We start from the raw sequence: 21,689 nt of genomic DNA on the forward strand, positions 1-21,689 counted from the left end.
GGCATCCAGAGTATCGGCATGTGACTTGCTAGCTGAGCCGGGATGTTGTTTGGTTGGGGCCATGACCACCACTGCAGCTGATTCCGCCGCCGTTCCCCCCGAAACCGCGCCCGAGCCCACCGATGAAAACATCTGGCTCGAGGACATCTACGGCGAGGAACAGCTGGCCTGGGTCCGGGAGCAGAATGCCAGGACGGAGGACCTTCTGGAGGACGCGGACTATGCCCGCCTCGAGGGCGAGATCCTCGAAGTGCTGGACTCCACGGACAAGATCGCCATGGTGAGCAAGCGTGGCGACTGGTACTACAACTTCTGGAAGGACCGGCAGAACCCGAAGGGCCTGTGGCGCCGGACCACCTGGGAGAGCTACTGCACCGACGCCCCCGAATGGGACGTGCTGCTCGATGTGGATGCGCTCGCCGCCGCCGAAGGTGAGGAATGGGTCTTCCACGGGGCAAACTTCCTCCGGCCGGAACCCGGCCTGCCCTACCGGCTGGCGCTGCTGGCCCTCTCCCCTGACGGAGGCGACGCCAACCGCTACCGCGAGTTCGACGTCGAGACCCGCAGTTTCGTTGACCCCGTCGCCGGCGGCTTTGACCTTCCGACGGCGAAGGGCAACGTTTCGTGGCTTGACGCGGATACGCTGCTGGTAGCCAGCACGGCGGACGCCCTGCCGCGGACCGCCTCATCCTACGCACGCACCGGCGTGAAACTGCACCGCGGCCAGTCCCTGGCCGATGCGGCCAGGATCTTCGAGATCCCCGAGGACCATATGATGGCGATCGTGGCCCACGACTCCACGCCGGGGTTTGAACGGACCTTCGCCGTTGACTGGATCGACTTCTTCAACCGGACAACCTCTGTGCTGCGGGACGGGTCCTGGACGGCAGTCGATGCGCCCACGGACGTGAACCTCAGCGCGCACCGGGAATGGCTGCTCTTCCGGCCGCAGCGCGAGTGGACAGTGGACGGAACGAGCTATCCGGCGGGTTCGCTGCTCGCGGCGGATTTTGACCGCTACGTTGCCGGCGAGCGCAGGCTGACGGTCCTCTTCACCCCGGATGCCCGCACGTCGCTGCAGTCCTGGAGCTGGACGCGGAACTTCCTGCTGCTGAACCTCCTGCGTGACGTCTCCTCGGAAATCCGGGTGCTGGACCCGTCGCAGCCTGCTTCGGGGGCAGTGGCTGAATCTGATGCTGACCATCGGGCCGGCGCCTGGGCCTCCTCCCTGCTGGATGCGTGCCCTCCCCTGCACGACGTCAACGCCTTCGCCGTGGACGACGAGGACGACGCAGAAGGCGGCTCCGACGGCGGGCACCGCTCCCCCGGCGGACCGCGAGGGGCAGGCGACGATTTCTGGCTCGTCGCCACCGGCTTCACCACCCCCACCACGCTGACCCGCGGAACCCTGTCAAGGGAAAACCACGCCCAGGACGCAGGCGTGGTGAGCAGCCATGCAGTGGTCAAGGCATCGCCGTCGTTCTTCAACGATGCCGGCTACGAAGTGCAGCAGCACTTTGCCGTGTCCGAGGACGGCACCCGGGTGCCGTACTTCCAGATTGCGGCGCGCAACCTGGTGCTCGACGGGCAGAACCCCACCCAGCTCTCCGGGTACGGCGGCTTCGAGGTCTCGCGCACGCCCGCCTACAGCGGCGCGGTGGGCCGGGCCTGGCTGGAGCGGCGGACCGCGGAATCGGCCGGCGCCGACGGTGCAGCGCCCCACAGCCGCGGCGGCGTCTATGTGGTGGCCAACATCCGCGGCGGCGGAGAATACGGTCCTTCCTGGCACCGGGCTGCGCTGCAGGAGAACCGGCACCGCGCGTTCGAGGACTTCGCCGCCGTCGCAAAGGACCTTATCTCGCGGGGTGTCACGAGCCGGGAGCGCCTTGGCTGTGTGGGCGGCTCCAACGGCGGGCTCCTCGTGGGCAACATGCTGACGCGCTACCCGGAACTGTTCGGCGCCGTGTCCTGCGGCGTGCCCCTACTGGATATGCGCCGGTACACCAGGCTCTCCGCGGGTCACTCGTGGATTGCCGAGTACGGTGATCCGGACGTCCCGGAACAGTGGGAATTCATCAGGACGTTCTCGCCGTACCACCTGCTCAGGGACGGGGTGGACTACCCGGAGACCTTCATCTGGACCGCGACATCGGACGACCGGGTGGGCCCGGTGCAGGCCCGCAAGATGGCCGCCCGCATGGAGGCCATGGGCATTCCCAACGTCTGGTTCCACGAGGCGCTTGAAGGCGGGCATGCCGGAGCCTCGGACAACAGGCAGGCCGCCGCGCTCCAGAGCCGCAGCCAGCATTTTCTCTGGAGGTCCCTCGCGGGCGGGACCGCCTGACACGGGGCGGAACGTCGCCGCCGGCTCTCCTAGGCCGCGTTCTGACGCCGTTTTGCACTGGGTGGCCCGTTCTGCGTATCCTTGGTGGGCTAGGAATAGCAATTGGAGACGTGCCAGAGCGGCCGAATGGGCTTCACTGCTAATGAAGTGTGGGGCACAACTCCACCGGGGGTTCAAATCCCCCCGTCTCCGCGTTTGGCCCCGGTCCCTGGACCGGGGTCTTTTGCGTTCCCGGGGTTTTGCATGGCCGGGGTTTTGCATGGCCGTTGTTTCGTCCGGGTCGCGGACGCGTGGCGCGGTGCTCCTCGCTCCGGTGGCAGGATAATCGCATGACTGGCAACGAGGCATATGACTCCATCGTCGTGGGCGGCGGACACAACGGACTGGCGGCGGCCGCCTACCTGGCCAAGGCCGGGCTCCGCGTGCTCGTGCTGGAAAAACTCGACCACGCTGGCGGCGCCGCCGTCTCGGCCCAAGCCTTCGACGGCGTCGACGCGCGCCTCTCGCGCTACTCATACCTGGTCAGCCTCCTGCCGCAGCGGATCATCGACGACCTTGGACTTCGGGTCCGGCTGGCCCGCCGTCGTTATTCGTCCTACACGCCGGACCCGTCGCACCCGGGCCGGGGCCTCCTGATCGACAGCGGCGACGCCGCGTGCACTGCAGCGTCGTTCGCAGCCATCGGCGCCCCCGACGGTGAAGCCGAAGCCTTCACCAGGTTCTACGCCAGCTGCCGCAAGCTCACCGAAGCGCTGTGGCCCACCCTGATGTCCCCGCTGCGGACGAGGTCCGAGGCACGCCGGGTCGCGACGGCTGCCGGGGCCTCGCAGGCCTGGGATGCCGTGATGGAGCGGCCCATCGGCGAGGCCATCGCCGGCCAGCTCCAGCACGGCCTGGTGCGCGGCGTCGTGTTGACCGATGCCCTGATCGGCACGTTCGCGGAGGCCGGCGGGAAAGACCTGCAGCAGAACATTTGCTTCCTCTACCACTTGATCGGCGGGGGCACTGGCGATTGGGATGTTCCGATCGGGGGCATGGGCTCGGTGTCCTCGGAGCTGGAACGTGCCGCCCGCGAGGCAGGGGCCACCGTGCTCACCGGCGCGGAAGTGACGGCGATCGACCCCGGCGGATGCGTGAGCTACCGCCGCGCCGCCGAAGACCGTGCGGCGACGGCCCGCTGGGTGCTGGCCAATGTTGCCCCGGCCGTGCTGGACCGGCTGCGGACACCACCCGCGGGTTCCGGCACCGGAGTTTCGAACCCGAACCACGCCCGCGAAGGCTCCCAGGTCAAAGTGAACCTGCTGCTGAGGAGGCTGCCCCGCCTCCTGGACGAAGGGGTCACCCCGGAGGCCGCCTTCGGCGGAACCTTCCACATCAACGAGACGTGGGACCAGCTGGACCAGGCGTACCGGACAGCGGAGTCCGGCGCCATCCCCGAACCGCTGCCCTGCGAGATCTACTGCCACACGCTGACGGACCCCAGCATCCTGTCACCGGAGCTGCAGGCCGCCGGGGCGCAGACCCTCACGGTTTTCGGCCTCCACGTCCCTGACCGCCTCATCACCCGGGAGAACAACGGGGCCCGGCGCGCGCAACTGCAGGCGGCCGTACTCAGGTCCCTGAACTCGGTGCTCGGCGAACCCATTGAACCCCTCATCATGCACGCACCGGACGGCACTGGCTGCATCGAAACCAAGACCACTCTGGACATCCAGCGGGCCGTGGGCATGCCGCGCGGCAACATCTTCCACGGCGGCCTCGACTGGCCGTTCGTCGAGGACGGTACGCCGCTGGACAGTCCGGCCCGCCGCTGGGGCGTGGCCACCAGCGACGAACGCATACTCCTGTGCGGCTCCGGTGCGCGCCGCGGCGGGGCCGTGAGCGCCATCGGCGGGCACAACGCCGCCATGGCTGTCCTGGAACTGGCCCGAAACTCAGCACTGGCCCGGGACTCATGAGCGGCGAGGTCAACGGCCCGGGACGCGATATGCCGGAAGGCGGGGCGCCGAAAGAGAATGCCCTGGGCGGCGCCCCGGCCGGCGGTCAGGCAACGGCGGCCCATCCGTGGAACCCGCGGCTGGCGCTGCTCGTGGCGGCCACCTTCTTCATGGAGTTCCTGGACGGGACGGTGCTGACCACAGCAATTCCCAGCATCGCCGACGACTTCAATGTGGCGGCCGCGGGCGTGAACATCACCATGACCGCCTACCTGATGACGGTGGCCATGGGGATACCGCTCAGCGGCTGGCTCGCGGAACGGCTCGGAGCACGCCGCATCTTCTGCCTGGCCATTGCTCTCTTCACCGTGGCTTCCCTGCTCTGTGCCGCGAGCCAGGACCTGACCATGCTGACCCTCAGCCGCATTCTGCAAGGGGCCGGCGGGGCCATGATGGTTCCGGTAGGCACTCTCGTGGTGCTCCGCGGCACGCCCAAGGCCGAGCTGCTGCGTGCCACGGCCTACCTCGTGTGGCCCGGGCTTCTGGCCCCGGTGCTGGCGCCGCTGGTGGGCGGCGCGCTGACGACTTACCTGTCCTGGCACTGGATTTTCCTGGTCAACCTCCCCCTGGGCGCCGCGGCTTTCCTGGCCGCCCTCCGCCTCGTGCCACCCGTGACCGGCGACCGGACACGGAGGCTCGACTGGCTGGGACTGGTCCTCACCACAGCCGGAGTGGGGGCGCTGGTGGTTGGCCTGGAGCTCGCCAGCGCCCATCCAGAGGGGCCATGGACGCTGCTGAGTGTAGGAGCCGGAGCTGTTGCCCTGGCAGCGGCGGCGCTGTGGATGCGCCGGGCTGCCAATCCGCTGTTCGACCTGACCGTATTTTCGACGCGGACGTTCCGGGCAACTAACACCGGCGGCTTCATCTACCGGCTGACCATCAGCGCCGTGCCCTTCCTCCTTCCGCTGATGTTCCAGGAAGGATTCGGTTGGAGCCCCCTGCACGCGGGCATCATGGTGGCGGCGGTGTTCATCGGGAACATCGGCATCAAACCCGCCACCACACCGCTGATCAGACGCTTCGGGTTCAAGTCCGTCCTCGTCTTTGCCTCCCTCGCGTCGGCGTCGACCTTCGCCCTCTGCGCCCTGCTCAATCCGGGAACGCCGGAGCCCCTGATATTTGTGCTCCTCGTTTGCAGCGGGGCGTTCCGGTCGATCGGGTTCTCGGCCTACGCCTCCGTCCAGTACGCAGACATCGTGCCGGGCCAGCTGACCTCGGCCAACGCCGTATCTGCCACGCTGGTCCAGCTCGCCACCGGAGCGGGCATCGCCGTGGGCGCACTCCTCCTCCGCGTCTTCGACGCCGCTCCGGTTTTGGCCTCCGGATTAGGCGGCGTGCTTGGTGCGGGGCAGGGCGACGGCGGCCTGGCCGCCTACCGCGGGGCCTTCCTGTCCATTGCCCTGCTGATGCTCCTCAGCACGGCCGACAGCCTGATGCTGCACCGGCATGCCGGGGCCGAGGTCAGCCGGCCTGGGCCAGCGCCAGCGGCAGAACCGCCCCGGCGCCGGCCCGCCTGAGGGCACGGCCGGCAACGGTAACGGTCCAGCGGCTGTCAACAAGGTCATCAATGAGCATCACGCTTTGGCCGCCAAGACCGGCCACGGCAGTTCCCAGTTCTGGCCCTACCACCAGCCGGTCCCACACTCCGGCGAGACGGTAGGCGCTGTTGCCGCCGCGGCCGCCCGTGGGCCCGCCGTGTTCCATCTCCAGCTGGCCCAGATACGGGATGCGGCCGATGTCGGAGATGCCCCGGGCCAGGGATTCCACGAGGGCCGGCTTGCCGCGCGACGGCATGCTGACGATGGCCGCCGGCCGCCCCGCGCCACTCCAGCCCGGAACGCGGGAGTCGCCGGCGCCCCATTCGCGCAGCACCTGGACGCAGGCCTGCAGCATGCCGGGATCCACGGCGCGGTCCGGGGCACCGGCGGCGAAGAGTTCCCGCAGCGCCCCGCCCCAGCCCAGGTCCGTCAGACGGGCAAGCACGCGGCCGTTGGCCAGACTTTCGTCCGGCTTGATCTTTCCTTTGACCGGCACGCCCAGCCGGTCCATTCCGCTGGGCCATTGCAGCCGCGGCTCCAGCACCATGCCTGCACGGCTCAGCGTCTGCCCGGCCGCCGCCGTGGCCGAGGCTGCGATGTCTGCCCGGAACCACTGGCCGGCGCAATTGTCGCACCGGCCGCAGGCGTGGGCGGTCTCATCATCCAGCACCGAAGTGATGTATTCCATCCGGCACCCGGCCGTATCCTGGTATATGACCATGGAATCCTGCTCGTCCACCCGGGCTTCCGCGATGCGGCGGTAGCGTTCGGCGTCATAGGTCCAGGTCAGTCCGGTTGACCGCCAGCCGCCACCCACACGCTCCACTGCGCCGTCGACGGCCAGGACCTTGAGCAACAGTTCCAAGGGGGTCCGCCGCAGGTCCACGCGCGCCTCCAATGCCACCGTGGACACCGCCGTCCCTGCCTCGGCAAGGGCCGTGAGCACGGCGGCGGCCTTCTCCTCCGACGGCATGGAGGCCGTGGCAAAGTACTGCCAGATGTCCCGGTCCTCCGCCCCGGGGAGCAGCAGGACGTCGGCGTTGGCGGCCCCGCGGCCGGCACGGCCCACCTGCTGGTAGTACGCCACCGGTGAGGACGGCGCACCGAGGTGCACCACAAAGCCGAGGTCCGGCTTGTCGAAGCCCATGCCCAGCGCGGAGGTGGCCACGAGCGCCTTGACTTCATTGTCCTTGAGCAGCTGCTCAGCCCGTTCGCGGTCCGCGGGGTCGGTGCGGCCCGTGTATGCCAGCACCTCGTGGCCCGCCTCAGCCAGAAGACGGGCCGTGTCCTCCGCCGCCGACACCGTCAGGGTGTAGATGATTCCGCTGCCCGGCAGATCCGCCAGGTGCGTCAGCAGCCAGCCGAGCCGTTCACGGGAGTCGGGCAGCGTGAGCACGCCGAGCCGCAGCGATTCCCTTCCCAGGGCGCCGCGGATGGTGAGCACTGCGTCGCCCAGCTGCTCTTCGATGTCGTGGACCACGCGGGAGTTGGCCGTGGCGGTCGTGGCCAGGACCGGAACCGTGTCCGGCAGTTGCGTGATGAGGTCAGCGATCCGCCGGTAGTCCGGGCGGAAATCGTGTCCCCAGTCGGAAATGCAGTGGGCTTCGTCGATGACCAGGAGTCCGGTGCGGCGGATCAGCTCGGGCAGCTGGTTTTCACGGAACGAGGGATTGGTGAGCCGCTCAGGCGAAACCAGCAGGACGTCCACCTGGTCCGCCGCGAGCTGCTCGCGCACAGTGTCCCACTCCAGCTGGTTGGCGGAATTGATGGCCACGGCACGGACACCGGCACGGGCGGCGGCAGCCACCTGGTCCCTCATCAGCGCCAGAAGTGGCGAAACGATGAGAGTGGGCCCTGCCCCGCGCCGCCTGAGCAGCAATGAGGCCACGAAGTAAACCGCCGATTTTCCCCAGCCCGTCCTCTGCACCACCAGCGCCCGCCGGCCGCCGTCGACCAGGGCTTCGATCGCCTCAAACTGGCCGTCGTGAAAGTCGGCGCCGGGGTGGCCGACCAGCTCCCGCAGGACCTCCAAGGCCTGGCCGCGGGTTCCGGAAACTTCCGTGGTAGTGCCGGAAGGAGTGCTTGAGGCGGACGGTAGAACTGCAGCGTGCTGGTTATTGGCCATTGATTCAGTATCCCAGCCGCCTCTGACACTCCAAAGCCCGGCCCTGCCATGTGGACAACGGCACGCACTCATGCGGGCGGCAACCCGCCGCCACCTCCGTGACTTCCCCTCCACTGGCCGCTGCGCGCTTCAAAGTAAGATAAATCCCGTGACTAGCAACCAGACCAATACTTTTGATCTTTCAGCCTCGTTCAAGGCGTATGACGTCCGCGGCATCGTGGGCGAATCCATCACCGCCGAAATCGTCGAAGCCGTGGGCGCAGCCTTCGTCGACGTGCTGGAACTCGAAGGCCAGACGGTCCTGGTCGGAGGTGACATGCGCCCCTCCTCCCCCGAATTCAGCAAGGCTTTCGCCAACGGCGCCGCCACCCGCGGAGCCAACGTCCAGCTGCTGGACCTGATCTCCACGGACGAGCTCTACTACGCGTGCGGTGCCCTCAACGCCGCCGGCGCCACATTCACCGCCAGCCACAACCCCGCCGCATACAACGGCATCAAGATGGCCAAGGCCGGCGCCGTGCCCATCTCCTCCGAAACAGGTCTCAAAGAGATCCAGGGCCTCGCGGAGCAGTACCTCAACGAAGGCTCCGTCCCCGCAGCCGGAACCCGCGGTCAGATCGGCGTCCAGGATGTCCTCAAGGGCTATTCCGAATACCTGCGCAAACTCGTGGACCTCTCCGGCTCCCGCCCGCTGAAGGTAGTGGTCGATGCGGGCAACGGCATGGCCGGGCTCACCACTCCCGCCGTCCTCGGCGACGCCCTGCTGCCGAAACTGCCCTTTGACATCATTCCGCTGTACTTCGAGCTGGACGGTTCCTTCCCGAACCACCCGGCCAACCCGCTGGAGCCGGAAAACCTGCGCGATCTTCAGGCCGCCGTCGTCGAGCACGGGGCAGACATCGGACTGGCTTTCGACGGCGACGCCGACCGCTGCTTCGTCATCGACGAAAACGGCGACGCCGTGTCGCCGTCGGCCATCACCGGCATGGTGGCCCGCCGCGAGATCGCGCGCGCCAGAGCGCAGGGTGAGGAAACGCCCGCCATCATCCACAACCTGCTGACGTCCCGGGCAGTGCCCGAGCTCGTGTCCCAGGACGGCGGACGCGCGGTCCGCACCCGCGTAGGCCACTCCTTCATCAAGGCCGTCATGGCGAAGGAAGGCGCAGTCTTCGGCGGCGAGCACTCCGCACACTTCTACTTCCGCGACTTCTGGAATGCAGATACGGGGATGCTTGCGGCCATGCACGTCCTGGCTGCCCTGGGTGAGCAGAACGGCCCGCTTTCCGAGCTCGGCCGCGAATACGAGCCTTACGTTTCCTCTGGCGAGATCAACTCGGAGATCGAGGACAAGGCCGGCGCGGTGGAGCGCGTCCGCGTTGATTTCTCCGGCGAAGACGTCACCGTCGACAATCTCGACGGCAGCACGTTCACGGCCGCTGACGGCAGCTACTGGTTCAACCTTCGCCCTTCCAACACTGAGCCGTACCTGCGCCTGAACGCCGAAGCCACAGACCAGGCCACCATGGAGCGCGTCCGAGACCGCGTACTGGCCCTTGTCCGGAGCTAGGATGGAGGAAGTGGCAGAGCCCGAATCGTCTCAGCCGGCACCGTCGTGGCGGACGTCCGTTCCCGAGGCCACCGCCACGGACCTGGAAAACCTGCTGGGCACCGGCATGGGAGCCGCGCAGGAGCAACTTGAGCGCAACGGCGGCTTCATGCCCTTCGCGCTCGTGGTGGAGAACGACGGCGAGGTCCGCCTCGTGGCGGTCTCCCCGGCGGATGCCGAATCCGGCTCCGGAGACGAGTTCAATGCCGACGCGATGATCAGCGACATCACTGCGCTGCTGCGCCAGAACCGCGACGACTTCCGGGCTGCCGCTATCGTCTGCGACATCACTCTGCTCGAGGAAGACTCTGACGCCATCCACGTGGCAACAGAACACCGTGATGGGGCTGTGTTTGCGGCCGTCCTGCCGTATGCGGCAAGCCCGGCCACGCGTGAGTGGGAGTTTGGCGAACTCGCGGCGGACACGAATGAACCCGCCATCTGGGTGGACTAGACCGGGTATGAGCAGCTGTCATTTGCACAGTGTCCCTAGGCTGGACTCATGAAAATCAACGCCTTCGCGGATGTGAGCCTGCGCGCCCTCATGGTGCTCGCGGCTGCGCCGGACGGCGACCTTCTCACGACCCAGAGCGTGGCAGACGCGGTCGGCACGCCGTACAACCATGTCAGCAAGGCCATGGCCAGGCTGCGGGTTCTGGGCCTGATCGACGTTGAACGCGGCCGCAACGGCGGGTCGAGGCTCAGTGCAGCCGGCCGCCGCGTCTCCGTGGGACAGGTTCTCAGGCAGCTCGATACCCGCGAAGATCCTGCCGACTGCATCGGGCCGGGCGGCAACTGCCCGCTGATCAACGAGTGCCGGCTTCGGGCCGCCTTGGCCCGTGCCCGCGAGGCGTTTTACCGGGAACTCGACGACGTTGTGGTGGCCGATCTTCCCGGAACGCGCCAGATGGCGCCCGTGTTCCAGATGATAGGCCTGCGCCCCGGCGTCTGACCGATTTGGCATTGATTTCTACAGGGTGTAGAACTTAGGTATAAATACTTGTATTTCAAATACGAATATTTTATCGCGGTCCGGACCAAGACCCCGGCCCACTACCTCAGGAGTACACATGCTCTCGGACAAATCCCGCCCTGTCATCGAGGCCACGCTTCCGCTGGTCGGCTCCCGGATCGGCGAAATTACGCCGAAGTTCTACGCGCGGCTTTTTGCGGCACACCCCGAACTCCTTGATGGCCTGTTCAGCCGTTCCAACCAGCGCTCCGGCGACCAGCAGCAGGCCCTGGCCGGAAGCATCGCGGCCTTCGCCACCCATCTTGTAAGCAACCCCGGAACCTTGCCGGAGACCGTGCTGTCCCGCATCGCCCACCGCCACGCCTCGCTGGGCATCACCGAACCGCAGTACAAGGTGGTCTACGAGCACCTGTTCGCGGCCATAGCCGAAGATCTCGCCGAAGTCATCACCCCCGAGATCGCCGAGGCCTGGACCGAGGTCTACTGGCTCATGGCGGACGCTCTCATCAAGCTCGAAAAGGGCCTCTACGCTGCCCAGGCCAACGGCAAGATGTGGAGCCCGTGGCGGGTAGCGGCCAAGTCCCCTGCGGGAACCGGCGCCATGACCTTCACCCTTGAGCCGGCGGACGACACCCCGGTCACCCCGGCTCTTCCTGGCCAATATGTCAGCGTGAAGGTCGAGCTCCCCGACGGCCTGCGCCAGGTCCGCCAGTACTCGCTCTCCGGCGATGCCGGCACCAGCCGCTCCTTCACCACCAAGCTGGACGACGGCGGTGAGGTCTCCCCCGTCCTGCACAACAGCGTGGAGGTAGGCAACATCCTGGAGATCTCCAACCCCTACGGCGAAATCACGCTCAAGGACGGCGACGGACCGGTCGTGCTGGCCTCGGCAGGCATCGGCTGCACGCCCACGGCGTCCATCCTTCGGTCCCTGGCAGAGTCGGGTTCCGACCGGGAGGTGCTGGTGCTACACGCCGAAAGCACTCTGGAGAGCTGGGCACTGCGGGGGCAGATGACCGATGACGTCAAACGCCTCGAGGGCGCCAACCTCCAGCTCTGGCTCGAGCAGCCGGAGGCCGGAGCCAAAGCCGGATTCATGTCCCTGCGCGAAGTGGATCTCCCGGCCGACGCCTCGCTGTACCTCTGCGGTCCGCTTCCGTTCATGAAGCACATCCGCAACGAGGCCATCAACGCCGGCATCCCCGCCACGAAGATTCACTACGAGGTCTTCGGCCCGGACATCTGGCTGGCCAGTTAGCCGCAGACTTCAGCGGACTGCCGGTGCCCCTGGCGGGCTGACCCCCAGCAACGGCAGCATCACCTCGTCCACCACCTGCACCAGGTAATCGTCCTCGATGGGCGCGGCCGAGAAGATGAATCTCTGCCGCAGCAAGGCGGGGCCCGCCTCGATTTTGCAAGCCGTGGCCAGGTCGGGGTCGCATTCGCCGCGGGCCACGGCTTGCTCGATGATGGCGCGAATGACCTTGACGACGTTGCCCCGCGCGTACTCGTGGATTTCCGCGGCCACTGCCGGGTTCTGAAGCGCCTCGCCCAGCAGCCCGCGCATGGCCTGCCCCACCACTCCTTGCAGTTGCTGCGCCACGTGCCGCAGGACTGCCAAGGCATCTCCGCGCAGGCTTCCGGTGTCGGGGGCGGACGCGGGGCTGGGCATCGCATCGTAGGCTGCCTCTAGTACCAAAGCTGCCCGTCCGGGCCACCGCCTGTAGAGCGAGGCCTTACTGGCCCGGGCGCGCTCGGCGACGCTGTCCATGGTCAGCGCGGCATAACCGGATTCGGCAATCTCTGCCCGAACCGCTTCGAAGATGGCGCTGTTCAGGGCAGCTCCGCGGCGGCGCGGCAGCTTGCGGTGGTCCTGCAGCTTCGGCATCTCAGGCCCCGTCCTCCGAGAGTGCCGGCAGGACCACTCCGCCGGTTCCGTCCACGAGTACGCGCTGCCCGTCGGCCAAGGTGCTGGTACCTGAACCAGTGCCCATGACAGCCGGAATCCCGTACTCCCTCGCCACGATCGCCGCATGCGAGCCGATCCCCCCGGTGTCCACCACGACCGCGGCGGCCCGCTGGAACAGGGGTGTCCAGGACGGGTTTGTATATGGGCAGACCAGGATCTCGCCACTGCGCAGCTGCCCGAACCCGGCAGGTCCATGGATCACCCGCACGGGTCCGCTCGCCTGGCCGCGGCTGGCTGGCGTTCCGGTGACAAGGGCCCCTTCCACGCGGCGATTACGGCCAAAGAGCAAAGCCTTGTCCAGCAACGGGATCCCCTCCAGCTCGCGCCGCTTCGCCGCCCGCGCCAGCACCAGTGGACGGAAACGCTCCCGGACGGAAGCCGGCAGCGCCCCGCCGTCGTCCGTGTCCGTGATGGACGCCAGCTCCTCGAAGCGCAGGTGGTAGACGTCGTGGGCCTCGTCGACCACGCCGGCAAGCACCAGGCGGCGGCCGAGCTCCTGGTACGCGCGGCGCATCGGCGGAATGACCTTTGTGGCGTAGAAGTGGCTATCCTCGCGGAACGCCATTCCGGTCCGTGCAGACTCGACGGAGGCCAGCACACTCCGGCACAGCGGCTCGAACCGGAGGGCAGGGTGCTTCGTCAACTCGTCCAGCGCCATCCCGGTCTGGTCGGCCGTCTGGAGCCGCTCGCCAAACATGGCTTTCACCAGCCCCAGCACCACTTCCGGCGCATCGGACCACGTGGGCGCACTGCTTAGAACAACGCTGATGGTTTCGCGGTGGCCGTATTCGAGCAGAAACGCTTTGAAAGCCTCGCGGAAGGCAGCATGTTCGGGTTCCTTTTCCACCAACTCCAGCAGCCGGCTTGGGTCCGATTCGGCAAAGGCGCGCGACAGCCCGGGATCATCGGCGGCAATCGCAGCCAGCCGTTCAAGGGCGCGGTTCGCCTGGCTGGTCCGGGTTTCCGCCCCCGCGATCAGCGCAGCCGCCAGCTTCACCTTGCCCAGCAGCAGGAGCATTAGGCGCATTTTTAGCAACGGTACGAATACTCCGGGCAAGTAGGAGACGCGCAGATCCGTGATGCCCCGCATCGTTGCGAAGGATTCTTCCACGAGCGCGACCACCGCACGCCAGCGCAACAGGCCGGGATCCTTCCCGTTCAGCTGCTCCACGTTCTCAAGAAACGCGGAAAACCGTGGATCCTGTGTCCAGTTGGCCGGATTGAACTGCCTCGCGCGGCGCACCAATGACACAGGCGCGGCAAGCGTGCGGATGGTCGGGTGCGGAATCGGCGGGACGAGCCGCACCACCACGCCGTCCTCCTCCGGGAGCAGCTGTTCAACGTTTGGGAAGACCACCCCCACGCTCCCGGCCATCCGATGCAGCATGGCCAGGATTCCCCGGCTCATCCAGCCGGACACATCCAGCGGATAGGGCCGTTCCTGGAACATCTCCATGAAAAACGGCCCCAGCCGACGTTGGAAGGGGTTGAGCGTCTGCGGCTGGGGCGGCAGCGCCGTCATGGGCCGCGACTGCAGCACATACAGGAGTCCCCCAGCCACCGCCCATTCAATGTCCTGCGGCCGCCCGAAGTGCTGCTGTGCCCTCTGTCCCAGACGGGCCAGCTCCGTCAGCTGATCCGCGGCCAGCTCCGGCTTCACGCCCGGCGCACCGGGGTTTTCCTGTGTGCCGCCGCCCTCGGCCGCGCTGATCACCACTTCCCGGCCGCCGGGCGCAAAACTGAGCGCCTTTCCCGTGCGGTCCAGGACATAGTGTTCCGGCGTCACCCGGCCCGTGACCACCGCTTCCCCCAGCCCGGGGTTCGCGTCCACCACGATTTCACCACGCTCACCCGTGACGGGGTTTGCGGTGAACATGACACCAGCCGTATCGGCCGGCACCATTCTCTGCACGACGACGGCGATGGCCAGTTCCTGCGGATCGATCCCCTGACGCTGGCGGTAGGCAACGGCCCGGTCCGTCCACAGTGACGCCCAGCAGTCGGCGACCGCCTGGACCACGAGGTCCTCGCCCAGCACGTTCAAGTACGTGTCCTGCTGGCCGGCGAACGCGGCTCCCGGCAAGTCCTCCGCCGTGGCACTGGAACGAACTGCCACGGCTCCGCCACCCAGCTCCGCATAGGCGGCGCCGATTTCCTGCCTCAGGTGCCGGGGCAATTCAGTTCCGGCGAACAGGGCACGAATGGCTGCGCCGCGGCTTTCACCCTCAGTCGTGCCAACGTCCGGGCCCTCGCCTGGGTCAACGCTCAGGATGCCCTCCAGCGCGGCCCCCACCCTTGTCTCCGCCAGGAAGGACAGGTACGCACCGGTGGTGACGATGAAGCCCGGCGGCACCGGAAATCGCTGGCGCACCAGCTCGCCCAGGGCAGCACCCTTTCCCCCGGCGGCGGCCATGTCCCCGGCGCTGAAATCGGCCAGCGGGGCGGTGGTCTTCTCAGTCATCCGGGGCTCCTCGTGGTTTGCGGTCGGCAGGGTTTGCAGCTTCGGACAGGGCGGGGTCCGGGTCGGCAGTATCTGAGTTGGCGGGGTCCAGGTTGGCGGGGTCCGAGAGCGCGGCGTCGGTGGGCACGGCGTCGGCATGTGCCGTGGTCCGCAGCTCCCGCTCGGGCAGGAAGAGCGTCAGGACGAATGCCGCGGCCAGCACGATGGTGGCATAGCCGAAAACCGGCGGAAGTGCTTGGCCGAACGCCTCGCCCACTGCACTGCGATCCGCAGCAGGCAGACGCTCAAGGGCTTTGGGCGTCAACGATTTGATGCTGTCCCCCAGTGCTGCTGCCAGCGGCGCGGGGACGGCGGCGGAGAAGCGCACAGTGATCAGGGAACCCAATACTGCCACGCCAACGGAGGCTCCCACCTGGCGAAGAAAGGTCACGGTGGACGTGGCTGCCCCCAGGTCACGCCGCTCCACGGAGTTCTGCACCACCAGCACCATGACTTGCATGACCAGCCCGATGCCCAGCCCGAGCAAAACCATTGAGGCCATCACCAGCCAGGGGCTGCTGCCCGAATCCAAGGTGCTGAACAGCCAGGTTCCGGGAACGGCCAGCAGCGTCCCGGCCACCGGGTACAGCTTGTAGCGTCCGGTGCGGGTGATCAGAGCGCCGGATGCCGCCGTCGTGAGCAGAAGTCCGGCCATCAGGGCGATCAGCATGCCGCCGGAAGCGGTGGCCGACATGCCCATGCCCACCTGCAGGAACGCTGGAAGGTAGCTCAGCGTGGCGAACATCGCGAAGCCGATCAGGAAGCTGACTGCCGTGGGGATCGCGAAGGCGGAGTCGCGGAACAGCGACAACGGAATGATCGGGTCCGCCATACGGCGCGCGGCGAGCAGCCAACCGGCCAGGGCCGCAACAGCCACCGCCGCCAGGACAGGTGCCACCCAGCCCGGCCCCGGATAGCTGCCGCCGCTGCAGAGCAAGATCACCGAGACGATTGCGAGGCACAGCAAAGCCGCACCGCCATAGTCCACGTGTCGCCCGCGCGGAGTGTCCGGCAGCCGGAGCGTGAGGGTCACCACGGCGAGGGCGGCCAGGCCCAGCGGCACGTAGAAATAGAAGATCCAGCGCCAGGAGAAATGGTCCACCACCGCCCCGCCGGCAAGTGGACCGGCCACCGCGGCCACAATGAAGGCGGCGCCGATGATGCCAAGAAACCTGCCGCGGTCGCGCGGACTGACAAGTTCGCCAATGATCGCCTGCGCCCCGATCATGAGCCCTCCGCCGCCAATGCCTTGAATCGCCCGGTAGCCGATGAGTTCCGGCACGGTCTGCGCCAAGGAGCACAACGCCGCGCCAACAATGAAGAAGATCAGGGAGCCTTGGAGGACCCGCTTGCGCCCAAAGGCATCGCCGAGTTTGCCGGTCAGGGGCATTGCAGCCGTGGCGGCGACAAGGTAACCGGTGATGATGGCGGACATCTGGTCCAGACCACCCAGGTCTCCGGCAACGGTGGGCAGTGCCGAGGCCATGACCGTCTGGTCCAGGGCTCCGAGGAACATCACCAGCAGGATGCCAGGCAGCGCCGCCCTGATGGCAGACGGGATCCGTTTGGTGTGCTGGGCGTCATCCATGGCCCGGTCCCTAAAGTTAGAGAACCACTAGTTCTCTAAAAACTACTCCCGCCGCATTCGCGGCACAATGGCCCGGCGCGGCTGCCGGGGTTTCCGGCGCAAAGTACGACGGCGGCCCCGCACCTTTGACTCAAAGGTGCGGGGCCGCCGTCGTACTAAAGGGGTGGGGACCTAGGCCAGGCGGGCCTTCAGCCCGTCAAGTTCCTGCTGGAGAGCGTCCGGCAGCGAGCTGCCAAAGTTCGCGAACCACTCCTCGATGGAAGCAAGCTCGGTCTTCCACTCGGCGGGGTCGACGCGCACAGCCTCTTCCACCTGGGCCGGAGTCATGTCCAGGCCGGTCAGGTCGATGGAATCGCCCGTCGGAACGAATCCGATAGGCGTCTCCACCGCATTGGCCTTGCCTTCGAGTCGTTCGATGGCCCACTTGAGAACACGCGCGTTGTCCCCGAAGCCGGGCCAGGCGAAGCCGCCCTCTGCAGTGCGGCGGAACCAGTTGACCAGGAAGATCTTGGGCAGTCGTTCCGGATTGGCCTTGGCTGACAGGTTGACCCAGTGGTTCAGGTAGTCACCGGCGTCGTAACCGATAAACGGAAGCATGGCCATGGGGTCGCGGCGCACGACGCCGACGGCGCCGGCGGCTGCAGCCGTGGTTTCTGAGGAAAGCGTGGCGCCCATGAAAATTCCGTTGGACCAGTCACGGGCCTCCGTGACCAGCGGGATGGTGGTCTTGCGCCGTCCGCCGAAGAGGATGGCGGAGAGCTCCACACCGTTAGGGCTGTGGTACTCCTCGGCCAGCATGTCGATCTGGTCGATCGGCGTGCAGAAGCGGGAGTTCGGGTGGGCTGCCGGCTTGTCGGAGTCCGACGTCCAGGAGTTGCCCTGCCAGTCAGTGAGATGGGCCGGAACCTCTTCCGTCATGCCCTCCCACCACACACCGCCGTCGTCGGTAACGGCGACGTTTGTAAAGATGCTGTTGCCCTTGGCGATGGCACGCATGGCGTTGGGGTTGGTGCCCCAGCCGGTGCCCGGAGCCACGCCAAACAGGCCCGCCTCAGGGTTGACGGCGCGGAGCTCGCCTTCCTTGCCGAAGCGCATCCAGGTGATGTCGTCCCCGAGGGTCTCCACCTTCCAGCCTTCAATGGTGGGGTCCAGCAGGGCAAGGTTCGTCTTGCCGCAGGCGGACGGGAAGGCAGCGGAGACGTAGTACGTCTTCTGCTCCGGGGAGGTCAGCTTGAGGATGAGCATGTGCTCGGCGAGCCAGCCCTCATCGTGCGCCATGACGGAGGCGATGCGGAGGGCGTAGCACTTCTTGCCCAGCAGGGCGTTGCCGCCGTAGCCGGAGCCGAAGGACCAGATCGAACGCTCCTCGGGGAAGTGGACGATCCATTTGTCCGGGTTGCACGGCCAGGAAACGTCCGCCTGGCCGGGCTCCAGCGGTGCGCCGAGGGAGTGGAGGGCGGGGACGAAGAACGCGTTCGTCTCAGTGATCCGGTTCAGCACGTCTGTGCCGATACGGGCCATGATCCGCATGGAGGCAACAACGTAGGCGCTGTCCGTGATCTCCACGCCGAACTTGGGATCTTCGGCATCGAGGTGGCCCATGACGAAGGGGATGACGTACATGGTGCGGCCGCGCATCGAGCCGGAGAAGAGACCGCGGAGCTTCTCCTTCATCTCCGCAGGAGCCATCCAGTTGTTGGTGAAGCCGGCGTCGTGCTCTTTTTCAGAGCAGATGAATGTCTGCTCTTCCACGCGGGCAACATCGGCCGGGTCCGAAAACGCCGCGAAGGAGTTGGGGAACAGCTCCTGGTTGAGTCGCTTCAGCGTGCCCGCGGCGACGAGTTCGTCGGTGAGGAGGGTGTTTTCTTCTTCGGAGCCGTCGACCCAGTGAATCCGGTCCGGCTGGGTCAGCCCAGCGACCTCTTCGACCCATGCCAGCAGGCCGGCATGTGTGGTGGGTGCTTTCTCAAGCAGCGGCAGTCGCGCCAGGTGGCCCATTTCGGTTCCCTTCGTCGGGTTCGGTGGTGTGAGCTAAATGCTATTTGCGATCGTCTAGTCCATTTCGTGGTCAGACATGGGATGTCCAGCGCCTCCGGGACGAAAACCGCGGAAAATCAAGGGTGTCGGATTGCGATTTTCCTAAATTCGTGACGAAGGTCACATAGACCGGTCTAGTTACGTATATTACACGGCTTTCGATTTGGAACTACGGGAGTCCTCGCGTAAAGTAATTCGAGGTTCGGGGCGAGCGGAAAGTTTGCCAGGGACCAGAAGATGCGCCCATAGCTCAGCTGGATAGAGCGTCTGTCTACGGAACAGAAGGTCAGGGGTTCGAATCCCTTTGGGCGCACCACGAAAGAATCCCCGGAATCATTATAGATTCCGGGGATTCTTTGCGTTAGGTGGCAGGTGCCCTGTCTGGGGCGGCGGCCGTCCGGCGCCTACTCGGCTACCGCATCCGAAATCCGGCGGCGAATGCCATCGAAGTGGTGCGCCAGGTGCTCGGACGCGCGGGCTTTATCGCCCGCGGCGACGGCCGTATAGATGTTGCGGTGGAGTGCGGCCACTGCGGCCAGATCCTCAGTGCCCGGCCCGATCTCGGTGTGGATCTTGCGATATACCTTCCAGAAGACGCCCAGCAGGTTGAGCAGCAGCTCATTGTTCAGCGGCTCGAACAGCCGGCTGTGGAAATCTGAATCGGCCTCCACGAACGTCTCCCCTGACTTTGCGAGTTCCTCCATCCGGACCACTGAGGCCTCGATCGCCGCGAGCTGCTCCGCCGTCATGACGTCCATCGAACTCCCGATGAGCCCTGATTCCAAGGCCTGGCGCACATCCACGAGCTGCAGCGCCTCTAGCCCGTGGTGCCGCAGCGACAGCCTCCCGCGGAAAATCAGTCCGTCCGCAAGCGCTTCAAAATTGCTGGGCGCCACGAACATGCCGAAGCCATGGCGGATTTCAATGACACCCAGGGCCTGCAGCACCTTGAGCGATTCCCTCAGGGTGTTCCGGCCTACTCCAAGGGCAACGCACAGCTCGTTCTCGGTGGGCAGGGCATCCCCGGCCTCGAGGTCACGGTCCAGGATGAGCTCCATGATGTCCGACTGCAGGGCGCGAAGGCGGGCCTGTGCACTGAACCGCGCCGGCGGAACCATGTTGGCGGGCGACATTGGAGCTCCTTTGCAACGGGTACTTTTCACACCGTAGCGGATGTCCCATGTCCTCCGGACGGCACGGCGCCATGTTACGGAGCGCCCGTCCCCCACGAATTGGAGTGCGGTGCCAGGCAAAGATCTGCTCCAACTGCCTGCCCGCCACGGATCCAGGGGCGCCACATCCGGCCCTCAAATCCGCCCCGGGCGGGGCGTAGGCTGGTGCCATGACGCCACAGGTTGTTGAACGGGAATTCGATGTCATTGTGATCGGCGCCGGCGCGGCGGGCGAAAACGTCGCGGACCGGGTAGTGCAGGGCGGTCTTACCGCGGTACTCGTGGAAGCGGAGCTCGTGGGCGGTGAGTGTTCCTACTGGGCCTGCATGCCGTCAAAGGCCCTGCTTCGGCCGGGCACCGCGCTGCACGGCGCGCAGACAGTCCCCGGCGCCAGCGAGGCAGTCACCCGCACCCTTGACGCTGCCGCCGTCCTCAAGCGGCGTGATTCCTTCACCTCACACTGGCAGGATGACAGCCAAGTGAAATGGGTGGACGGTGCCGGCATCGAACTCATCCGCGGCCAGGGCAAGCTCACCGCCCCGCGGTCGGTGGAAGTAGCCGGCCTCGACGGCAACTCCTATGCGCTCACGGCGCGTCACGCCGTCGTGCTGGCCAACGGATCAACCCCGAACACGCCGCCCATCGAGGGCCTTGCCGGGATTCCGTACTGGGGAACCCGCGAAGCAACGTCCGCCAAGGAGGTGCCGGAGCGTCTTGCTGTCCTGGGCGGCGGCGTCGCCGGCACGGAGCTGGCCCAGGCCTTTTCCCGCCTGGGCTCGGATGTCACGCTCGTGGCCCGCAGCGGCCTCCTGGGCAATTTCCCGGCGGAAGCCGCGAAACTGGTCGCGGCGGGCCTCCGGGCTGACGGCGTGGAGCTCCGCCTCAACACCGGGACGCGAAGCGTCCGCGAAAACGACGACGGCTCCCTCACCGTGACGCTCGACGGCGGCGACACCCTTTCGGCGGACAAGCTGCTGGTATCCACGGGACGGCACCCCGCCTTGGAAGGGCTCGGGCTGGAGCGCGTCGGGCTGGGCGCCTCCGACGGTAAACGTCTGACACTCACCACCGACTCGACCGGCCTGGTCAACGCCGCCGCCGGAAGCGAGGACGGCCCATGGCTGTATGCGGTAGGGGACGCAGCCGGCAAGGCCCTGCTCACCCACCAGGGCAAGTACGAGGCCCGGGCCACGGGCTCGGCCATCGCCGCCCGGGCGAAAGGTGAGCTGGAGGGTACGCCGGAACCCTGGAGCCGCTTCGCGCAAACCGCCGATGAACACGCGATTCCCAACGTGGTGTTCACCGATCCCGAGCTGGCAACGGTTGGCCGCTCGGTCGAGCAGGCAGCGAAGGACGGCTACAACGTCGCCTCGGTGGAGCTGCCCATCTCTGTGGCGGGCTCGTCGCTGCACGCCGAGAACTACGAGGGCTGGGCGCAGCTGGTGGTCGACGAAGACCGCATGGTGCTGCTTGGCGCCACATTCGCTGGCCCCGACGTCGCCGAGCTGCTGCACGCGGCGACGATCGCCGTCGTCGGCGAAGTCCCGCTCGACAGGCTCTGGCACGCCGTCCCCTCCTACCCCACGATCAGCGAAGTCTGGCTGCGGCTCCTGGAGAAATACGGCCTCTGAACGGACACCCACCCGCCGCCGACACCGTGGGTAACGAACACGTGAGGCCCCTAAATCCATGCTTGGGTTCTAGCGGTCGTTGCAACACCCCGACTTTTGGGAGTTGCAACGACCGTGGTTCGTTTAAGCGGTGATTCATCAGGATCCGGGTGGTACTCGCAGGATCAGAAGGATGCATTTTTCGCGGTGTTTGACCGCTTGGGGAGTAC

Annotated in this window: 14 protein-coding genes and 2 tRNA genes; 10 read left to right on the forward strand and 6 right to left on the reverse strand. The window is 66.8% G+C overall.

Annotation, left to right across the window (positions count from 1 at the left end; genetic code table 11):
• Positions 1–61: 61 nt before the first annotated feature.
• The 4 genes from AC1DD3_RS18510 (at position 62) to AC1DD3_RS18525 (ending at position 5,858) form a co-directional block, all read left to right on the forward strand.
• Positions 62–2,344 carry a prolyl oligopeptidase family serine peptidase gene (locus AC1DD3_RS18510; protein ID WP_476882232.1) on the forward strand — a complete coding sequence of 761 codons (2,283 nt, stop codon included), beginning with the start codon at positions 62–64 and terminating at the stop codon, positions 2,342–2,344.
• A 104-nt stretch (positions 2,345–2,448) separates the two neighbouring features.
• Positions 2,449–2,536: transfer RNA gene (locus tag AC1DD3_RS18515), tRNA-Ser, on the forward strand.
• Between the two features lie 137 nt (positions 2,537–2,673).
• Positions 2,674–4,302 carry a phytoene desaturase family protein gene (locus tag AC1DD3_RS18520; protein ID WP_476882233.1) on the forward strand — a complete coding sequence of 543 codons (1,629 nt, stop codon included), beginning with the start codon at positions 2,674–2,676 and terminating at the stop codon, positions 4,300–4,302.
• Positions 4,299–5,858 (forward strand): MFS transporter, encoded by a 1,560-nt coding sequence (locus AC1DD3_RS18525; RefSeq protein ID WP_476882234.1) that lies wholly within the window; start codon positions 4,299–4,301, stop codon positions 5,856–5,858. The genes AC1DD3_RS18520 and AC1DD3_RS18525 overlap by 4 nt, the downstream gene beginning before the upstream one ends.
• Here the strand turns inward: AC1DD3_RS18525 and AC1DD3_RS18530 are convergent.
• The gene (locus AC1DD3_RS18530) at positions 5,803–8,004 is read right to left on the reverse strand and encodes a RecQ family ATP-dependent DNA helicase (protein ID WP_230119955.1); all 2,202 of its coding nucleotides are present in this window, start codon (positions 8,002–8,004) and stop codon (positions 5,803–5,805) included. The two genes, AC1DD3_RS18525 and AC1DD3_RS18530, sit on opposite strands and share 56 nt — an antisense overlap.
• 148 nt (positions 8,005–8,152) lie before the next feature.
• Between AC1DD3_RS18530 and AC1DD3_RS18535 the strand changes: the two genes are divergently transcribed.
• The 4 genes from AC1DD3_RS18535 (at position 8,153) to AC1DD3_RS18550 (ending at position 11,841) form a co-directional block, all read left to right on the forward strand.
• Positions 8,153–9,571 (forward strand): phosphomannomutase/phosphoglucomutase, encoded by a 1,419-nt coding sequence (locus AC1DD3_RS18535; RefSeq protein WP_230119956.1) that lies wholly within the window; start codon positions 8,153–8,155, stop codon positions 9,569–9,571.
• 10 nt (positions 9,572–9,581) lie between these two features.
• Positions 9,582–10,064, forward strand: a complete 483-nt coding sequence (locus tag AC1DD3_RS18540; protein ID WP_230119957.1) for a hypothetical protein — start codon at positions 9,582–9,584, stop codon at positions 10,062–10,064.
• A gap of 48 nt (positions 10,065–10,112) precedes the next feature.
• Complete coding sequence (locus AC1DD3_RS18545; RefSeq protein WP_230119958.1) at positions 10,113–10,562, forward strand: RrF2 family transcriptional regulator; 450 nt, start codon at positions 10,113–10,115, stop codon at positions 10,560–10,562.
• Positions 10,563–10,680: 118 nt separating this feature from the next.
• On the forward strand, positions 10,681–11,841 hold the full coding sequence (locus AC1DD3_RS18550) for a globin domain-containing protein (RefSeq protein ID WP_230119959.1): 1,161 nt from the start codon (positions 10,681–10,683) through the stop codon (positions 11,839–11,841).
• Positions 11,842–11,850: 9 nt separating this feature from the next.
• On the opposite strand, the gene AC1DD3_RS18555 is transcribed toward AC1DD3_RS18550, so the two are convergent.
• The 4 genes from AC1DD3_RS18555 to AC1DD3_RS18570 form a co-directional block, all read right to left on the reverse strand.
• Entirely contained in the window at positions 11,851–12,471 is a 621-nt protein-coding gene (locus AC1DD3_RS18555) for a TetR/AcrR family transcriptional regulator (protein WP_476882235.1), read from the reverse strand.
• 1 nt (position 12,472) lies between these two features.
• Positions 12,473–15,013: a PEP/pyruvate-binding domain-containing protein gene (locus AC1DD3_RS18560; protein WP_476882236.1), complete on the reverse strand. Its 2,541-nt coding sequence runs from the start codon at positions 15,011–15,013 to the stop codon at positions 12,473–12,475.
• Positions 15,006–16,640, reverse strand: coding sequence for an MDR family MFS transporter (locus AC1DD3_RS18565; protein WP_476882237.1), 1,635 nt, complete (start codon positions 16,638–16,640; stop codon positions 15,006–15,008). Before AC1DD3_RS18565 ends, AC1DD3_RS18560 begins: the two co-directional genes overlap by 8 nt.
• Before the next feature lie 171 nt (positions 16,641–16,811).
• Complete coding sequence (locus AC1DD3_RS18570; protein ID WP_230121504.1) at positions 16,812–18,638, reverse strand: phosphoenolpyruvate carboxykinase (GTP); 1,827 nt, start codon at positions 18,636–18,638, stop codon at positions 16,812–16,814.
• Between the two features lie 278 nt (positions 18,639–18,916).
• Between AC1DD3_RS18570 and AC1DD3_RS18575 the strand changes: the two genes are divergently transcribed.
• Positions 18,917–18,993: transfer RNA gene (locus AC1DD3_RS18575), tRNA-Arg, on the forward strand.
• A gap of 88 nt (positions 18,994–19,081) precedes the next feature.
• Here AC1DD3_RS18575 and AC1DD3_RS18580 read toward each other — a convergent pair.
• On the reverse strand, positions 19,082–19,810 hold the full coding sequence (locus AC1DD3_RS18580) for a FadR/GntR family transcriptional regulator (protein WP_230121503.1): 729 nt from the start codon (positions 19,808–19,810) through the stop codon (positions 19,082–19,084).
• A 209-nt stretch (positions 19,811–20,019) separates the two neighbouring features.
• Here AC1DD3_RS18580 and AC1DD3_RS18585 point away from each other — a divergent pair, with 209 nt between their 5' ends.
• The gene (locus AC1DD3_RS18585) at positions 20,020–21,480 is read left to right on the forward strand and encodes a dihydrolipoyl dehydrogenase family protein (protein ID WP_476882238.1); all 1,461 of its coding nucleotides are present in this window, start codon (positions 20,020–20,022) and stop codon (positions 21,478–21,480) included.
• Positions 21,481–21,689: the final 209 nt, after the last annotated feature.

Source organism: Arthrobacter sp. 05T444 (assembly GCF_056395905.1).